Origin of the sequence: Aquabacter cavernae (assembly GCF_003993795.1) — a bacterium.
Taxonomy (GTDB): Bacteria; Pseudomonadota; Alphaproteobacteria; order Rhizobiales; family Xanthobacteraceae; genus Aquabacter; species Aquabacter cavernae.
This window is the reverse complement of the sequence record NZ_RWKV01000008.1, coordinates 788,163-804,271: the sequence shown is the minus strand read 5'-3', so window position 1 is coordinate 804,271 and position 16,109 is coordinate 788,163. Positions and strand designations below refer to the sequence as shown.

The window sequence follows — 16,109 nt, the reverse complement described above, 5'->3', positions numbered from 1 at the left end:
TCATGATCGACGCCATCCTCGCCTTCTCCATCCGCCAGCGCTGGCTGGTGATCCTCGTCTGCCTGGGCGTGATCGGGCTGGGCAGCTGGAACTTCACCCGCCTGCCCATCGATGCGGTGCCGGACATCACCAACGTCCAGGTGCAGATCAACACGTCCGCGCCGGGCTTCTCGCCGCTGGAGGTGGAGCAGCGCATCACCTTCCCCATCGAGACCGCCATGGGCGGCCTGCCCGGCCTTCAATATACCCGCTCGCTCTCCCGCTACGGGCTGAGCCAGGTGACGGTCGTGTTCCACGACGGGACCGACATCTATTTCGCACGCCAGCTCGTGAACGAGCGCATCCAGCAGGCGAAGGATCAGCTTCCGCCCAGCGTCGAAACCGCCATGGGGCCCATCTCCACCGGCCTCGGCGAGATCTACATGTACACGGTGGAGGCGAAGGAGGGGGCGAAGAAGCCCTCGGGCGAGCCCTATAGCCCCACCGACCTGCGCACCATCCAGGACTGGATCATCAAGCCCCAGCTGCGCACCGTGCCGGGGGTCGTCGAGGTGAACACCATCGGCGGCTACGAGAAGCAGTTCCATGTGCTGCCCGATCCCGCGCGGCTCATGGCCTACCGCATCTCGTTCCGCGACGTGATGACCGCGCTTGCCGCCAACAACGCCAATGTGGGCGCGGGCTATATCGAGCGGAACGGCGAGCAATATCTGGTGCGCACGCCGGGCCAGGTGGCGAACGCGGACGAGATCCGCGAGATCGTCATCGGCAGCCATTCCGGCACGCCCCTGCGCATCGGCGACATCGCCGATGTGCGGGAGGGCCGGGAGCTGCGCACCGGCGCGGCCACGCTGAACGGGCAGGAAGTGGTGCTCGGCACCACCATGCTGCTGATCGGCGAGAACAGCCGCACCGTGGCCGAGCGCGTGGAAGCGCGGCTGGAGGAGATCGGCCGTTCGCTTCCCGAAGGCGTCATCGCCCGGGCGGTCTATGACCGCTCGCACCTCGTGGAAGCCACCATCGCGACGGTGGAGAAGAACCTCGTCGAGGGGGCGCTGTTCGTCATCGCGGTGCTGTTCGTGCTGCTCGGAAACATCCGGGCGGCCATCGTCACGGCCTGCGTCATCCCGCTCTCCATGCTCTTCACCATCACCGGCATGGTGGAGCACCGGGTCAGCGCCAACCTGATGAGCCTCGGGGCCATCGATTTTGGCATCATCATCGACGGTGCCGTCATCATCGTGGAGAACTGCCTGCGCCTTCTGGCGGAGGAGCAGCACAAGAGGGGCCGCCTGCTGACGCGGGCGGAGCGCTTCGACACCATCCTGAAGGGGTCGAAGGAGGTGATCCGGCCGAGCCTGTTCGGCACCATGATCATCGCCGTGGTCTATCTGCCGGTGCTCACGCTCACGGGCGTGGAAGGCAAGATGTTCACGCCCATGGCGGTGACGGTGCTGATGGCGCTGCTCGGCGCGGCGCTGTTCTCCATGACCTTCGTGCCGGCGGCGGTGGCGCTGTTCGTGACGGGCCGGGTTTCCGAGCATGAGAATCTCATCATGCGCACGGCCCGGCGCACCTACACGCCGCTCCTCAACCTCTCCATCGAGTATCGCGGCGTGGTGGCCCTGGCCGCCGCGGCGCTGGTGGTCGCGAGCGGCCTTGCGGCCTCGCGCATGGGCGGGGAGTTCATCCCGAGCCTGGACGAGGGCGATGCGGCGATCCAGGCGCTGCGCGTGCCCGGCACCAGCCTCACCCAGTCCATCGAGATGCAGGAGGCGCTGGAGAAGCGCCTTCTGAAGGTGCCGGAGGTGAAGGAAATCTTCGCCCGCGTGGGCACGGCGGAAGTGGCCACCGATCCCATGCCGCCGTCCATTTCCGACGGCTACATCATGCTGAAGCCGCGCGCGGAATGGCCGGATCCGTCCAAGCCGAAATCCGCCGTGATGGAGGACATCGAGAAGGCGGCCCAGGAGGTGGCCGGGAGCAATTACGAACTCTCCCAGCCCATCCAGCTTCGTTTCAACGAGCTGATCTCCGGCATCCGTTCCGATGTGGGTGTGAAGATCTTCGGCGACGACCTCGACACGCTCCTCCAGGTGGCGGGGCAGGTGCAGGCGGTGCTCCAGCAGGTGCCCGGCGCGGCGGACGTGAAGACGGAGCAGGTCACCGGCCTGCCCATGCTCACGGTTTCGCTGAACCGGGCGGCCATGGGCCGCTACGGCGTCAGCGTCGCGGACGTGCAGGAGCTGATCGAGATCGCGGTGGGCGGCCGGGAGGCGGGCGTTCTCTTCGAGGGCGACCGGCGGTTCGACATCGTGGTGCGGCTTCCCGAGGAACTGCGCACCGACATCGAGGCGCTGCGCAGCCTGCCCGTGCCGCTCCCGCCCGCGCCCGGCGATGCTGAGCCGGTGCGGGCGGCGTGGGGCACGGGGGCGGTCACGCAGATCCGCTATGTGCCGCTTTCGGCCATCGCGAACCTGAACCTCTCGCCGGGTCCCAACCAGATCAGCCGGGAGGACGGCAAGCGCCGCATCGTCGTGAGCGCCAATGTGCGCGAGCGCGACCTCGGCTCCTTCGTGGCCGATGCCCAGAAGCAGGTGGCCGAGAAGGTGAAGCTGCCGGAAGGCTACTGGATCGGGTGGGGCGGGCAGTTTGAACAGCTCGTCTCCGCCACCCAGCGCCTCGCCATAGTGGTGCCCATCGCCCTCGCGCTCATCTTCCTGCTGCTCTTCATGAGCTTCGGGTCCATGGGCGACGCGCTCCTCGTGTTCTCCGGCGTGCCCCTGGCGCTCACCGGCGGCATCGCGGCGCTGCTGCTGCGGGATATCCCGCTCTCCATCAGCGCGGGCATCGGCTTCATTGCCCTGTCCGGCGTGGCGGTGCTGAACGGCCTCGTCATCATCGCCTTCATCCAGCGCCTGCGGGAAGAGGGGATGGCGATCGCCGAGGCCGTGCGGGAAGGGGCGCTGACCCGCCTGCGGCCGGTGCTGATGACGGCGCTCGTGGCCTCGCTGGGCTTCGTGCCCATGGCGCTGGCGACGGGACCGGGCGCGGAGGTGCAGCGTCCGCTCGCCACCGTGGTCATCGGCGGCATCGTCTCCTCCACCATCCTCACCTTGCTGGTCCTGCCCGCGCTCTACGTCCTGTTCCGGCGCGAGACCAAGCCGGCGGACGACGCGGCGATGCCGTCCGCTGAAACAGCCTCATCCCCCCAGACCTGACCCAACCGACACAGGAGAAGTCCATGTTGAAGACCATTGCCGTTCTTGCGGCCCTGCTCGCCCCCTCAGCCGCGCTCGCGCAGCACGCCCACGGCAACCAGAAGGGGCCCAATGGCGGCCCCATGGAGGACGTGGCGGGCGTCCATGGGGAACTGGTCGTGGCCGGCCCGGCCGTGACGGTGAACGTGTTCGACGAGGCCGGAAAGCCCGTGGACACCACCGGCTATACGGGCTCCGCCATGATCGTCTCGGGCAGCGACCGCAAGACCTTGCCGCTCGCCCCGTCCGGCAATGCCCTCACCGGGCAGGCCCCCGCCGCCATCCCAACGGGCGCGGCCATCACCGTCGTCCTCAAGACCGCCGCCGGAAAGTCCGGCCAAGCGAAATTCTCTGCCAAGTGAAATTTCTGCCACGTGAGCGGGAGGCTCCCATGACCACATCGCATATGACACTGCGCCGCGCCGCGGCTTTCGTCCTTGCCGGGGCCCTGCTGGCGACGGCCCTCCCGGCGCAGGCGCTGGAAGGCCCGACGCACGGCAAGAAGCAGCGGGACCGTCACACGTTCCGGGATGTCCAGCTCGGCCTCAGCCATCCCTCGACGCATGGCATGAGCACCCAGACCTCGGCTCCGCCCAAGCCGCTCTTCCCCTGGCTGCCCACCCCGGCCGATCCCGGCGCGGCGGTGCAGGGCGGCGGCCTGCGATAGGCGCTGGACGGGTAAAGCGGCTCGTTCGGGATCCGATCCCCTGCATCGGCTTGCTGATGAGCGGCGTGAACCATTGGCCATCCATGTCCTGACGGTCCCAATGTGAAGGATGGCAGGCTCCCCTGCCGTCCTTCACCATCCGCGGGTTGATCGGCCATTTCGGGTCAGTGCCGCCCGAGGATCAGGTCGGCCGCCTTTTCGGCGATCATGATGGTGGGCGAGCAGGTATTGCCGGACGTGATGGTGGGCATGACGGACGCATCCGCCACGCGCAGCCGCCGCACGCCCTTGAGCATCAGGCTCGGATCCACGACGGCGCCCTCGTCGGACCCCATGCGGCAGGTGCCCACGGGATGGAAGATGGTGGTGCCGATGGCGCCCGCGGCGGTGATCAGCTCCTCGGTGCTCTGCAATTCGGCGCCGGGCTTCACCTCTTCCGGCCGGTAGCCGGACATGGCGGGCTGGGCCGAGATGCGGCGGGCGAGGCGGATGCTCTCGGCCGCCACCGTGCGGTCCTCCTGCGTGGAGAGGTAGTTCGCGCGGATGGCCGGGTTCGCGGACGGATCCGGCCCGGTCACATGCACGGTGCCCCGGCTCGTGGGGCGCAGATTGCACACCGACGCCGTGAAGGCAGGATAGGTGTGGAGCCCGCCGCCGAATGCTTCCAACGAAAGCGGCTGGACGTGGAATTCCACGTTGGCGGAGGCATGGCGCGGGTCGCTGCGGGCGAAGATGCCCAATTGCGACGGCGCCATGGTGAGCGGCCCGGTGCGCGCCAAGGCGAATTCCAGGCCCATGCGCATCTTGGCGAGCTGGCTCGTGACCATGGTGTTGAGCGTGCGGGCGCCGGTGACGCGGAAGGTCAGGCGAAGCTGGAGATGGTCCTGCAGATTGGTCCCCACGCCGGGCGCGGCGTGGCGCACCTCGATGCCGTTTTCCCGCAGCACGTCGGGATCGCCGATGCCGGACAATTCCAGCAGCCGGGGCGAGCCGACCGCTCCGGCGGCGAGGATCACCTCCCGCCGCGCTTCGGCGGTGACCAGGGCGCCGTCCCGACCGCGATAGGTGACGCCCGTCGCCGCGCCGTTCTCCATGACAATGCGATGGACCTCAGCGCCCGTGAAGACCTCAAGGTTCGGCCGCTTCAGCGCGGGCGACAGGAAGGCTTTGCGCGTGTTCCAGCGGATGCCCCGGCGCTGGTTCACCTCGAAATAGCCCACCCCTTCATTGTCGCCCCGGTTGAAATCCTCGGTGCGCGGGATTCCGGCCTCCACGGCCGCCGTGCGGAAGGCGTCCAATATGTCCCAGGACAGGCGCTGGCGCTCCACCCGCCATTCGCCGCCCCCGCCGTGAAAGTCCGAGGCGCCGCCATGATGGTCTTCCGAGCGCTTGAAGATGGGCAGCACGTCTGCCCAGCCCCAGCCGGGATTGCCCAGCGCGACCCATTCGTCATAGTCACGCGCCTGGCCGCGCATATAGATCATGCCGTTGATGGACGAGCAGCCGCCCAGCACGCGCCCGCGCGGATAGGCGAGGTCGCGCCCGTTGAGGCCGTCTTCCGGCTGCGTGCGGTAGCACCAGTCCGCGCGCGGATTGCCGATGCAATAGAGATAGCCCACCGGGATGTGGAACCAGTGCCAGTCATCCTTGCCGCCGGCCTCCAGCATGAGGATGCGCAGCGAGGGATCGGCGGACAGGCGATTGGCCAGCACGCAGCCGGCCGTGCCGCCACCCACGATCACATAGTCGTAGGCGGGTGAAGGGGAGGAGGAGGTCATCTTCTGCCTTGGGGCTCAGAGCGCTCCCGTGTTCCACGAAAAGCGATGAACCGCTCTATCTCTTTGGTTGAATGCGTTTCCCTCATCCGAACCGCTGCACGCCGCGCTCGAAAGCGCCCTGGAGGAGCAACTGGCGGGCGATTCACCGATCAGATCGGGCCAATCTGATCGGATTGCGCCCCAGTCGTCCAGATCGCGCTTTAGTGGTCCAGTTCGCCCTGCGCGAAGAAATGCTTGCGGATGTCCTGCGTGTACCGGACGAAGCGCGGATCCCCCATGATGGACAGGTCGCGGGGGCGGGGCAGGTCGATGTCGTAAATGGCTTCCACCGATCCCGGCCGGCTAGACATGACCACCACCCGGTCCGCAAGGAAGACCGCCTCGGGAATGGAGTGGGTAATGAGCAGCACGGTCTTCTTGGTGGCGTACCAGATGCGCTGAAGCTCGGCATTCATGCGCTCGCGCGTCATGGCGTCGAGCGCGCCGAACGGCTCGTCCATGAGCAGCACGCTCGGGTCGTGCACCAGCGCCCGGCAGATGGCCGCGCGCTGCTGCATGCCCCCGGACAATTCCCAGGGGAAACGGTGCTCGAAGCCTTCGAGACCTGCGGTCTTCAGGAGCCGCGCCACCGCCTCCTCATAATCCGCAGCGCGCCGCCCGCGCATCTGGATCTGGAGCATGATGTTGTCGCGCACCGTGCGCCAGGGCAGCAGGACGGGGCTCTGGAAGACGATGCCGATATCGTCGATCGGCTCCTTCACATTCGCCCCGCCGATGCGGATGGTGCCGCTGGTGGCGGGCAGGAGCCCGGCCACCAGCTTCAACAGGGTGCTCTTGCCGCAGCCGCTCGGGCCGACGATCGCCACGAACTCGCCCTTGTCGATATCGAGATCGATGGGCTTGAGCGAGGGGACGCTGCCCGTTTTGGACTTGTAGGTCTTGGTGAGGCCGCGGATCTCGATATGGACGTTCCGTACGGCGACGTGCGGCGCGCTCATGCTGGCGGGCACCCGGTGTTGGAGAGCAGTTCTCACGGAAGGAACTCCGCGGCGTAATAGTCCTCGGGCTTGCCCCGGTCGGCGGCGGGCAGGCCGCCATATTGGGTGAGCACGTCCAGCGTATCCACCAGCACCTGCGGCTTCATCCGGAAGGGACGGGTGCCGGTAGCGCCGTCCGCCCGGTAGAGCGCCTGCGAATATTGCAGGCTGCGCAGCTGGGCGTCCGGAATGCCGATCTTGGGATAGGCGGTCAGCAGGACGTCGATGGCGCCCTTGGGATCCTTCTCCGCATCCTCCACGGCGCGGGTGGTGGCCTTCATGAAGCGGCGCACCAGATCGGGCTTGGACTTGATGGTGTCGGTGTTGGTGACGATGCCGAGGCTCACGAGGTTCACGCCCGCATCCGTGTAGCGGAACATGTCCACGGGCTTGTTCATGATGTCCGGCAGGCGCGCGCCCTGCTCCGTGGTGAAGCCGATAAGCCCGTCCGCCTGTCCGTTCACCACCGCGTTCAGCTTGGTCTGGGCGTCGCCCGCCACCATGCGCACTGCGCCGTCGGCGATGCCGAGCTTCTTCAGGTAGAGCGGCCAGATGGGGGTTACGGCGTCACCCGGCGTGAAGGCGATGGTCTTGCCCACCAAATCCTTCGCATCCTTGATCTTGCCCTGGGGCGCCACCACCGCGCCGGGGGTGCGCTGGAGCAGCACGCCCACGGTCTTCACCGGGGCGCCCTTGGCCACGGCCTTGATCATGACGCTGATATCGGCGAGGCCGAACGTGGCCGTGCCCGCGCCCACCGCCTGGATGGTGACGGCGGAGCCGCGGCCCTCCTGGATTTCCAGGTCGATGCCCTCGTCCGCGTAATAGCCTTTCTTGAGGCCGAGCACGAACGGCGCGTGCTCGCCATAGACGTACCAGTTGAGCATCAGCACGGCCTTGTCGGGGGCCTTTGCAGGTGCCTGGGCCAGGGCTGGTCCGCACATGAGGGCCAGCGCGCCGGCGATCACACTCCTTCTGCTGAACATGTCTTCCTCCCTCGGTTTTTGCTTATGTTTTGGTCTCGTTGGGTTCGACGCTCAGGTCTGCCCCGCGAATTCGTCCCGGCGCGAGGCGTGCCACGGGATGAGCAGGTGCTCGGCGAAATCGAGCAGCATGAAGAGGACCACGCCCATCATGGACAGGATGAAGAGGGCGGCGAACATGAGCGGCAGGTCGAAATTGCCGTTCGCCACCTGGAGGACGTAGCCGAGGCCCGAATTGGAGCCCACGAACTCGCCCACCACCGCGCCCACCACGGCCAGCGTGATGGACACTTTCAGCCCGCCGAAAATGCTCGGCAAAGCGGAGGGCAGCCGCACCCGCAGGAAGGTGCGCAACGGCCCCGCCCGCATGGAGCGCGCCAGGTCCAGCATGTCCTTGTCGATGCTCTTCAGGCCCAGCACGGTCGCCACCACCACCGGGAAGACGCCCAGCAGGAAGGCGGAGATCACCTTCGGGAAGATGCCGAAGCCGAACCACACCACGAACAGCGGCGCCACCGCGATCTTGGGAATGCTCTGGGAGAAGACCAGGATCGGATAGAGATAGCTCTCGATGGTGCGCGAGGACGCGATCAGCATGGCCAGCGGAATGCCCACCAGCGCGCTGAGCGCGAACCCGCCCAAGGTCGCATAGAGCGTCGGCAAGGTCTCGCGCAGCAGCATGGGCCACTGGTTGACCAGCTCATAGACCACATAGGTGGGCGCCGGGATGAGATAGGGCGGGATGCGGAAGATCCGCACGCACAGATCCCAGGCCACCAGGATGATGAGCATGAGCAGGACCGGCCGGATGGCGTCCGAGCCGGCGATGGATTTGACGGACCGCAGGATCCACATGACGTGCCTCCCTTCCGGTCCTAGACCACGGCCTGCTGCTGCTCGCCGAGGCCGGCGATGGCAAGGCGCACCGTGTCTCCACGCTTCAGGTAGAAGGGCGGCCGCTGGCCGAGCCCGACCCCTGCGGGGGTGCCCGTGATGATGAGGTCGCCGGGCAGCAGCGTCATGAACTGGCTGATGTAGCTGACCACCTCGGCCACCCCGAAGATCATCTGCGCGGTGGACGAGGACTGGCGGCGCACGCCCGAAACGTCGCACCACATGTCCAAGGTCTGCGGGTCGCCCACCTCGTCGGCGCTCACCAGCCAGGGGCCGACGGGGCAGAAGGTGTCGTGGCTCTTGCCCTTGGTCCACTGGCCGCCGCGCTCCAATTGATGGGCGCGCTCGGACACGTCATGGGCGATGCAATAGCCGAAGACATAGGACAGGGCGTCTTTCAGCGACACGCCACGGGCAGTGCGCCCGATGACCACGCCCAGCTCCACTTCCCAGTCCGCCTTTTCGGCACCGTCCGGCAGGCGGATGGCGTCGTCCGGGCCGCTCAAGGAGGTCGTGGCCTTCAGGAACAGGATGGGCTCCGTAGGGATGGGCAGATCGCACTCGCGGGCATGGTCGTGATAGTTGAGCCCCACGCCGACGATCTTGCCGATGCCCGCCAGCGGGCAGCCGAGGCGGGGATTGCCCTCCACCACGGGCAGGCTCGCGGGATCCAGCTTCGCAAGGGCGGCAAGGGCCGCCGCGTCGGCCAGGAGGGCGGCGTCGATATCGGCCACATGCCCGTCCAGGCTGCGGATCGCCCCGGCCTTGTCGAGAAGGCCCGGACGCTCCCGCCCAGCCTCCCCATAGCGCACCAGCTTCATGGCGTTTCCTCGATTTTTTGATTGTAGGGCGTGACGTCCGCGGAGCGGACGCGCATCTCCAGCCAGTAAAGGGCGACGTGCAGGTCGTTTGCCCCGTCCAGGAGGCGGACCAGCTGCTCCGCCGTCTTCTGCGCCGCGCCGCGCTCGGTCAGTTCGGCGGCGACGAGATATTGCCGTTCGCCCGGGCCCGCCGAATAGATGCGGCGCTCGGCGGTCATGATCTTCGAGCCGTCCGTGTCCATGTCGTAGAGGGACACCTTGCGGTCCCCTCCGGCCGTGCCGAACGCACGCTCCAGCAGCCCGAGCAGATCGGAATTGGATCGGGCGTCGTTGAACCGGACCAGCACGATATAGGGCGCATGGTCCGGCACGACGCCGAGGGTGCCGACCCGGCGATAGAGGCTGCGCTCGGGATTTCGGAAATGCGTGAGCGCTTCCTTGGTCCAGGGCGTCGGCCGGTTGAGGGCGCCGAGATAATCGGGGCCCGTGAGCACCTCCGGCCCTTCGGTGACGTAGCACATGAAGAAGTCATGGCCGTCCGAGGCGGCGCGATAGCGCCGACCCTCGATGAAACCGCGAATGCCGACCCGCTCCGGCATGTGCTCGCAATTGTGCCATTCGCGATAGCGCAGGCGATAGTCGGCATCGATATCCGACCAGAAGCCCATGAAGCCGTTGGCGCTCATGTGGGCGGCCTCGCTCGCGCTCAGAACAGGCCGTCGCGGACTTCGTACCGCGTCGGCTTGTCATAGATGGGCATGTCGTTGCGCACCCAGTGCGCCACCCACTCGATCATCCGCGCCAGCGGAACGGTGGGATAGCCGAACAATTGCTGGGCCTGGAAGGTGCTGTTCACCCAGCCATTGGGCTGCTCGGTGCCCTCGAACACCGGCTCCTTGCCGAAGATCTGACCGAACGCATGGGCGATGGCGCGCACGCTGGCCTGTTCCGGCCCGCCGATATTGAGCGGGGAGGTGGGCAGGGTGCAGTGCTTGAGGGCACGCAGGATCTGCGCGTTGGAATCCCCCTGCCAGATGACGCTGGCATGGCCGGTGGCGATGGGGATGGGCTCGCGGCGATAGACCCAGCTGGCAATGTCGTGCAGCACGCCGTAGCGCAGGTCGATGGCGTAGTTCAGCCGGATGATGCGGCCGGGCGTGCCGTGGACGCGGGAGCCGTACTGGAAGGCGCGCTCGCGCCCGACGCAGGAATTGGCATAGTCGCCCAGCGGCTTGGGCTCCACGCTCTCGTCCCACCCGTTATGGGCGACGACGCCGAACGGATAGACGCACAAGGTGGAGAAGGCGACGATCCGGGACGCCCGGTAATGCTCGGCCACCGTGGCGGGGGCCGTGGTGTTCATCGCCCAGGCGAAGGAGGGATCCTCATTGGTCCCGAACTTCTTGCCGGCCATGTAGATGACGTTCGCCACCTTGGGCAGCCGGGAGACGGCCTCGCGGTCCAGCAGGTCGCACTTGATGGTCTCGATGTCCCAGCGCTCCAGCTCCCGGCGGCTGTCGGGGTCCGAGAAGCGGGCGACGCCGATCACTTTCTTGCCCGGCGCGGCGCGTTTCGCCATGCGTGCGATGGACGGGCCGACCTTGCCGGCGACGCCGAGCACGATGATGTCGCCGGGCACGTCCGCGAGGTCATCCACCAGCCCTTGGGTGGGGCGGGAGATCAGCTCTTCAAGAGCCTCCTCGGTCTCGATCAGGTGCGGCAGGCTTTCAAACGTCAAACGCTCCGACACGTTTCACTCCCATGTCAGCAGTCTCGGATGCGGCGTGGACGCCGTCATTGGCTGCAATTTTTATCGGTAACATCGTTACCATTGATATGATCGTGCACACGCCGAAAAATGGTTGTCAATAGATCGAATGATATAAAAATGACGGAAACCTTTGCTTGATCGCGCCAAAAAGAGGGGTAACATCGTTATTGAAAAATTCTCCCACACGCAGAGAAGCGCATGTCAAAGCCTGCCCCGGCCGAGGGTCGCCCGGAAAAATTGGACGAGACCATCATCTCCGTTGCCCGCTCCTTCGAGGTCATCGAAATGCTGGCGGATTCGGTGGATGGAATGCCCCTGGCCGAGATTTCACGCCAGTTGGAGCTGAACAAGGCGATCGTCACCAAGATCATGCACACGCTGGAAAATCTGGGTTTGGTGTGGCGGGACGAGCGGGCACAACGCTATTACCTCACCTACCGGGTCAGTAATCTCGGCCTGCGCCACCTTCAGACGAGCCGGCTGCTGGACCAGTGCTCCGCGGCGCTGCGGCAACTGGCGGAGGAAACCGGGGAATTGGTGCGCCTCGCCATCGTGGAGCCGGGCGGCCAGCGCATCGTCTGGGTCCAATCCTTCGCGGGCAGCAAACGCTCGCTGCGCATCGATCCGAACTATTCGCTGCAGATCGGCCTTCACACCCACGCCACCGGCAAGGCCTGGCTTTCCACCTTGCCGTTCGCGGAGGCTCTCCAACTGCTTCTCCAGCAGGGCCTGAACCCCCTGACGCCCCATTCCAAGACCTCCGTCGCGGAAATCCGTTCGGAGCTGGAAGAGGCGGCGCGGCGCGGCTTCGCCCTGAGCTATGAGGAGAATGAGCTGGGCGTGGGCGCGGTGGCGGCGCCCATTCGCGCCTCCACATTGGGCGGCGCGCCGGAATGCGTGGGCGTGGTGAGTCTTGCCGCGCCGTCCAACCGCATGAGCCGTTCGGACCTGGAATCCTATGGCCTCATCGTGGTCGCCACCACCACCCGCCTCGGGGAGACATGGCCCCTGGAAGCCCGTGCCCGCAGCGGGGCCTTTCCCCGCCGGGTGGACTGAGCGCGCGCCCTCCGGAGCACAGCAATCCCATGCCTTCGCCTCATAGCCCCGCCATGCCCGACAGCCCCTTGCTGAAGGTGGAGACCTTCCGCACCCAAGAGCGGACGGTCGATCTGCGTCTGCCGTTCCGCTTCGGCGTCGCGACAGTGACGCGGGCGACGCAGATCACCCTCACGGTCCGAATCGCCTTGAAGGACGGGCGCAGCGGGGAGGGGCATGCCGCCGAAAGCCTTCTGCCCAAATGGTTCGACAAGAAGCTGACACTCTCCGACGCCGACAACATGAACCAGTTGCGGACCTCGCTCGCCATCGCGCTGAAGCTCTATCTGGAGGCGGGATTCGACACGGCCTTCGGCCAGAGTGCGCATCTCTACAGGGAGCAGCAGGCGCGATGCGCCGCGCAGGGGCTGAACCCGCTTGTGGCGTCCTACGGGCCCGCGCTCGTGGACCGGGCGGTGATCGATGCTCTCGGCCGCATTCTCGGCCTGTCCTTTGCGCAGATGATCCGCGCCAACCTGCCGGGCCTGTACGTGGGCGATCTCACCCCGGACCTTGCGGGTTTCGACCTTCCCGGTTTTCTCGCGGGCCTTTCCACCGCGCCTTCCATCGCGGTGCGCCACACGGTGGGGCTGGTGGATGCGCTGGACGACGCGGATGTCAGCGAGCGGCGGAACGATGGCCTGCCGGAGACGCTGGAGGACGTGGTGCGGGCTTATGGCGGCCGCTACTACAAGCTGAAGGTGGGCGGCGATGTGGAGGCCGATCTGGATCGCCTGTCGCGCATCGCCGCCGTGCTGGATGCCGGTGCGGGGGACTATCTCACCACCCTCGACGGCAACGAGCAGTATGAGACGGTGGACGGCATCACCGAGCTGTGGCGACGCATGGGGGAGGCGCCCGCTTTGCGCAGGCTCGTGGCTTCCGTCCTGCTCATCGAGCAGCCCATCAAGCGCGCGGTGGCGCTGGAACGCTCCGTCGCCCCGCTGGGGCAGGAAAAGCCGCTGATCATCGACGAATCGGACGGTGACATCGGTGCCTTCCCGAAGGCGATCGCGCTTGGCTATCGCGGGGTTTCCAGCAAGAATTGCAAGGGGTTCTACAAATCCATCCTGAACACCGCCCACGCCGCCCGGCTGAATGGGGAGCAGGGAAGCGGGCGCTATTTCCTCTCCGCCGAGGATCTTTCCACTTGGCCGGGCCTGTGCACCCAGCAGGATCTGGCGCTGGTGTCGCTGCTGGGCCTGACCCATGTGGAGCGCAACGGCCATCATTATATTGACGGTATGACCTTTGCGCCGGAGGCCGAGCAGGCAGCCTTTCTCGCGGCTCACGGCGATCTCTATCATCGCGCGGCGGGGCATCCCGCGCGGCTGCGGATTTCGCGCGGGGACCTCGCCATCGCTTCGCTGGACTGCCCCGGATTCGGCTGTGCCATCGCGCCGGGGCGGCTGGACTAGCGTTCGCTACCCAGCTTGCCAAGCGAGTGCCACCGCATCCGCTCCCGCCGGGAAGTGAACGCGCCCTGTTTCATCAGGGGCGGCGTTCCAGATGGTCTCGGCCACATCCTGTTCCGTGGCGGGTAAGGGCGGGCGACCACCCGACGCCGAAGCGCTCCCGCAACCGGCTTTGGTCTACTGACGGTCACTTCTTCTCGGCATGGGTCCATGCGTGGGAGAAGCCCCTCTCGAAGCCGCCGATAAAGCCGACGATGAACGCGCCGGCGCCCGACACGATGAATGTGGCAACCAGAACGGCCGCGATCTGGGCGGGCTTGAGGCGGACGATTGCACTGACGACGACCAGCACAATGGCGAACGCGGCAACCGCGCCGGCAATCTGTGCCCCGGCAAGCTGGGCGACGCACGAGGCGATGAAGCCTGCGCCGGATGCGATCACGCCGGACTGGACACTGGCCTTGGAAAGACTGGCGCCGAGCCACCCGCCTGCGAGCGCCAGTGCTGCGTAAATGATTGTAAACACTGAGAACATGACGTGGCCCCAGCTAAGAACCCCTTGGTCTTATCCTGAGTCGGACAGGGGGGAAATATCGTAAAGAGGCCAAGTTTCGCCTACGGAGCGTCACCCTTTTCCATACCGTCGCGTTCAGCGGATGCGGGTGGGTCAGGCAACCAGGAGGCCAACGCGCTACGGCCTATATCGGTCAATGCATAGACGCCGCGCTCCGAACGCTCGAACCAGCCATACACATTGCGACGCAGGATTTTCTGGGCATCGGGGGATGAGTGCTTCAGATCGCGCGGTCGCTGCGGGGAGGCTGCCATCGCTGCGGCGCAGGCAAGGGCCTGCTGCCGATAGGCTGTCATGATGGGCTTGCGCGTGCCTCCGCCCGCGACGGGATCCCCGTGGCGTCGCCGATGTTCCTCCACCAGCCTTGAGCGCCGTCGGGCATCCTTGCGTGGCGATGGGGCGACCGGGGAAACGAGGATCTCGACATGGCCGAACTTTGAAACGCCCAGCAGCCCGAAGCCGAGGCGTCGGCAGAGATTGCGATAGCGTGGATCGCTTTCCCGCCCCTTGCCCTTGGCGGAAAGCTGCGCCGCCAGCCAGATCTCGTCTCCGATGGCCGCCCGATCGACGCCCTGAAGGATGAGTTCGAGATTGAACACCAGCTTCAGTTCGCAGATCACAACCACCGTCGGATCATCATCCCGCAGGCCGACGATGTCGCAATGGCCGACCTCGCCTTTGACGGTGTAGCCGAGTTGCTCAAGGAAGCGTTTGACGGGGTCATAAAGCGACGTTTCCACATCACGCCTCTGGTTGCGGTCCGCGTGGAACATGACGCGCCAGAGGTTTAGGAGCGGCAAACAGCGGCGTTTTTCCGCTTGATGGCAGATTTTCCTGAACTGCGTCGAGGTCGCGAATGTCCGATCGGCATCGGCGCATCGGAGCATGGGCAAGGCGGAGGACCTCCACCTTGCCGTAAACACCTATATGACCGCTGCGGTGCTGCAACTGGGCGCTATCTCATTGAGCGCGGTCTGGGGCGTGACCATTCCCGTCCACACTTTCGCGGCGGTCACGATCACCCACACGGGATCGCCGGCGGCCTTGTCGAGGATGGCCGGGGTTTCCGCCTGGAGGCAACTGGTGACCTGCGCCATACGCTGCTCGGAGATCGCGGCTCGCGAGAGCTGTTCTCTCAGCGCCTGATCGAGCGGATCCACGATGAAGAACGATATCAGCGCAATAAAGAAGTCATGCATGTCTTAAGTCCTGCGTCCTTGTTCGGTGGTCGCGTCGCGCGCCGCATTTCAGGGGCTGATTTCCCTAAGGTGAGATGGGCTCCAAGCGCAAGCGCGATGGCATTCCGATCAGTCATCGCCGTCGATGGCGACCTGCTCGCCTCCATCTGTCCCTGCTCCGTCTTCACCTCCCGATGGGCGGCGTCGAGGACGCTGTCCGAGACGCCGGAAGTTGCCCACACTTCAAGATACCTGCCAACGCTGTGTCGGGAGTGTGCAGGGTTACTGCGATCACGCAGGGGATCCAATCAAGTGACGCCAGATGTGTACGCGAAAGGCTAAGCTGCCCATCGACATATCCCTGGTCTGACGCGGGGGATGGCGGAAGGGGTGGGATTCGAACCCACGGTGGGCTTGCACCCACGGCGGTTTTCAAGACCGCTGCCTTAAACCACTCGGCCACCCTTCCAGCCGGTGCGTCTGCTTAAACCAAGTCGCGCCGTTCCCCAAGTCGGCTTTCGAAGTCGGATTTCCGGCTTCGCTTCACATCCGGTTGGCTGCGGGATTGTTGCGAGTCACTGGGTGTGCCTTCTGCGCGCCCAGGTTGAGGTTGTCGAATGGCAGATCCCTCGACGG

At 66.0% G+C, this 16,109-nt stretch carries 15 protein-coding genes and 1 tRNA gene; 5 read left to right on the top strand and 11 right to left on the bottom strand.

The features are described from left to right. Positions 1–2: 2 nt before the first annotated feature. Genes EJJ38_RS08430 through EJJ38_RS08420 form a run of 3 tightly spaced genes read left to right on the top strand, consistent with a single transcriptional unit; the run spans position 3 to position 3,927 of the window. On the top strand, positions 3–3,221 hold the full coding sequence (locus EJJ38_RS08430) for an efflux RND transporter permease subunit (protein WP_127089634.1): 3,219 nt from the start codon (positions 3–5) through the stop codon (positions 3,219–3,221). Positions 3,222–3,244: 23 nt separating this feature from the next. Next, on the top strand, positions 3,245–3,622 hold the full coding sequence (locus EJJ38_RS08425; RefSeq protein ID WP_127089633.1) for a hypothetical protein: 378 nt from the start codon (positions 3,245–3,247) through the stop codon (positions 3,620–3,622). Between the two features lie 29 nt (positions 3,623–3,651). Further along, positions 3,652–3,927 (top strand): hypothetical protein, encoded by a 276-nt coding sequence (locus tag EJJ38_RS08420; protein ID WP_127089632.1) that lies wholly within the window; start codon positions 3,652–3,654, stop codon positions 3,925–3,927. Positions 3,928–4,091: 164 nt separating this feature from the next. On the opposite strand, the gene EJJ38_RS08415 is transcribed toward EJJ38_RS08420, so the two are convergent. The 7 genes from EJJ38_RS08415 to EJJ38_RS08385 form a co-directional block, all read right to left on the bottom strand. Then, a complete protein-coding gene (locus EJJ38_RS08415) occupies positions 4,092–5,705 on the bottom strand; it encodes a GMC family oxidoreductase (RefSeq protein ID WP_127089631.1) in 1,614 nt (537 codons plus the stop codon). Between the two features lie 200 nt (positions 5,706–5,905). Continuing rightward, positions 5,906–6,703: an ABC transporter ATP-binding protein gene (locus EJJ38_RS08410; protein ID WP_127089630.1), complete on the bottom strand. Its 798-nt coding sequence runs from the start codon at positions 6,701–6,703 to the stop codon at positions 5,906–5,908. A 32-nt stretch (positions 6,704–6,735) separates the two neighbouring features. Further along, positions 6,736–7,728, bottom strand: coding sequence for an ABC transporter substrate-binding protein (locus EJJ38_RS08405; protein WP_245454154.1), 993 nt, complete (start codon positions 7,726–7,728; stop codon positions 6,736–6,738). Positions 7,729–7,779: 51 nt separating this feature from the next. After that, positions 7,780–8,580: an ABC transporter permease gene (locus tag EJJ38_RS08400; protein ID WP_127089629.1), complete on the bottom strand. Its 801-nt coding sequence runs from the start codon at positions 8,578–8,580 to the stop codon at positions 7,780–7,782. 20 nt (positions 8,581–8,600) lie between these two features. Next, positions 8,601–9,440 (bottom strand): fumarylacetoacetate hydrolase family protein, encoded by an 840-nt coding sequence (locus EJJ38_RS08395; RefSeq protein ID WP_127089628.1) that lies wholly within the window; start codon positions 9,438–9,440, stop codon positions 8,601–8,603. Beyond that, the gene (locus EJJ38_RS08390) at positions 9,437–10,126 is read right to left on the bottom strand and encodes a hypothetical protein (protein ID WP_127089627.1); all 690 of its coding nucleotides are present in this window, start codon (positions 10,124–10,126) and stop codon (positions 9,437–9,439) included. Before EJJ38_RS08390 ends, EJJ38_RS08395 begins: the two co-directional genes overlap by 4 nt. Before the next feature lie 20 nt (positions 10,127–10,146). Beyond that, a complete protein-coding gene (locus tag EJJ38_RS08385; protein ID WP_127089626.1) occupies positions 10,147–11,190 on the bottom strand; it encodes an NAD-dependent epimerase/dehydratase family protein in 1,044 nt (347 codons plus the stop codon). Positions 11,191–11,409: 219 nt separating this feature from the next. Between EJJ38_RS08385 and EJJ38_RS08380 the strand changes: the two genes are divergently transcribed. Further along, complete coding sequence (locus tag EJJ38_RS08380) at positions 11,410–12,267, top strand: IclR family transcriptional regulator (RefSeq protein WP_127089625.1); 858 nt, start codon at positions 11,410–11,412, stop codon at positions 12,265–12,267. Positions 12,268–12,320: 53 nt separating this feature from the next. Then, on the top strand, positions 12,321–13,724 hold the full coding sequence (locus tag EJJ38_RS08375) for an enolase-like domain-containing protein (protein ID WP_127090325.1): 1,404 nt from the start codon (positions 12,321–12,323) through the stop codon (positions 13,722–13,724). Between the two features lie 184 nt (positions 13,725–13,908). Here EJJ38_RS08375 and EJJ38_RS08365 read toward each other — a convergent pair whose 3' ends face one another. The 4 genes from EJJ38_RS08365 to EJJ38_RS08350 form a co-directional block, all read right to left on the bottom strand. Next, positions 13,909–14,256, bottom strand: a complete 348-nt coding sequence (locus EJJ38_RS08365; protein WP_127089624.1) for a hypothetical protein — start codon at positions 14,254–14,256, stop codon at positions 13,909–13,911. Between the two features lie 80 nt (positions 14,257–14,336). Then, positions 14,337–15,068, bottom strand: a complete 732-nt coding sequence (locus tag EJJ38_RS08360; protein WP_127090324.1) for a DUF2161 domain-containing phosphodiesterase — start codon at positions 15,066–15,068, stop codon at positions 14,337–14,339. A gap of 150 nt (positions 15,069–15,218) precedes the next feature. Then, positions 15,219–15,494, bottom strand: a complete 276-nt coding sequence (locus EJJ38_RS08355; RefSeq protein ID WP_127089623.1) for a hypothetical protein — start codon at positions 15,492–15,494, stop codon at positions 15,219–15,221. 358 nt (positions 15,495–15,852) lie between these two features. Then, a tRNA-Ser gene (locus tag EJJ38_RS08350) sits at positions 15,853–15,942 on the bottom strand. Positions 15,943–16,109: the final 167 nt, after the last annotated feature.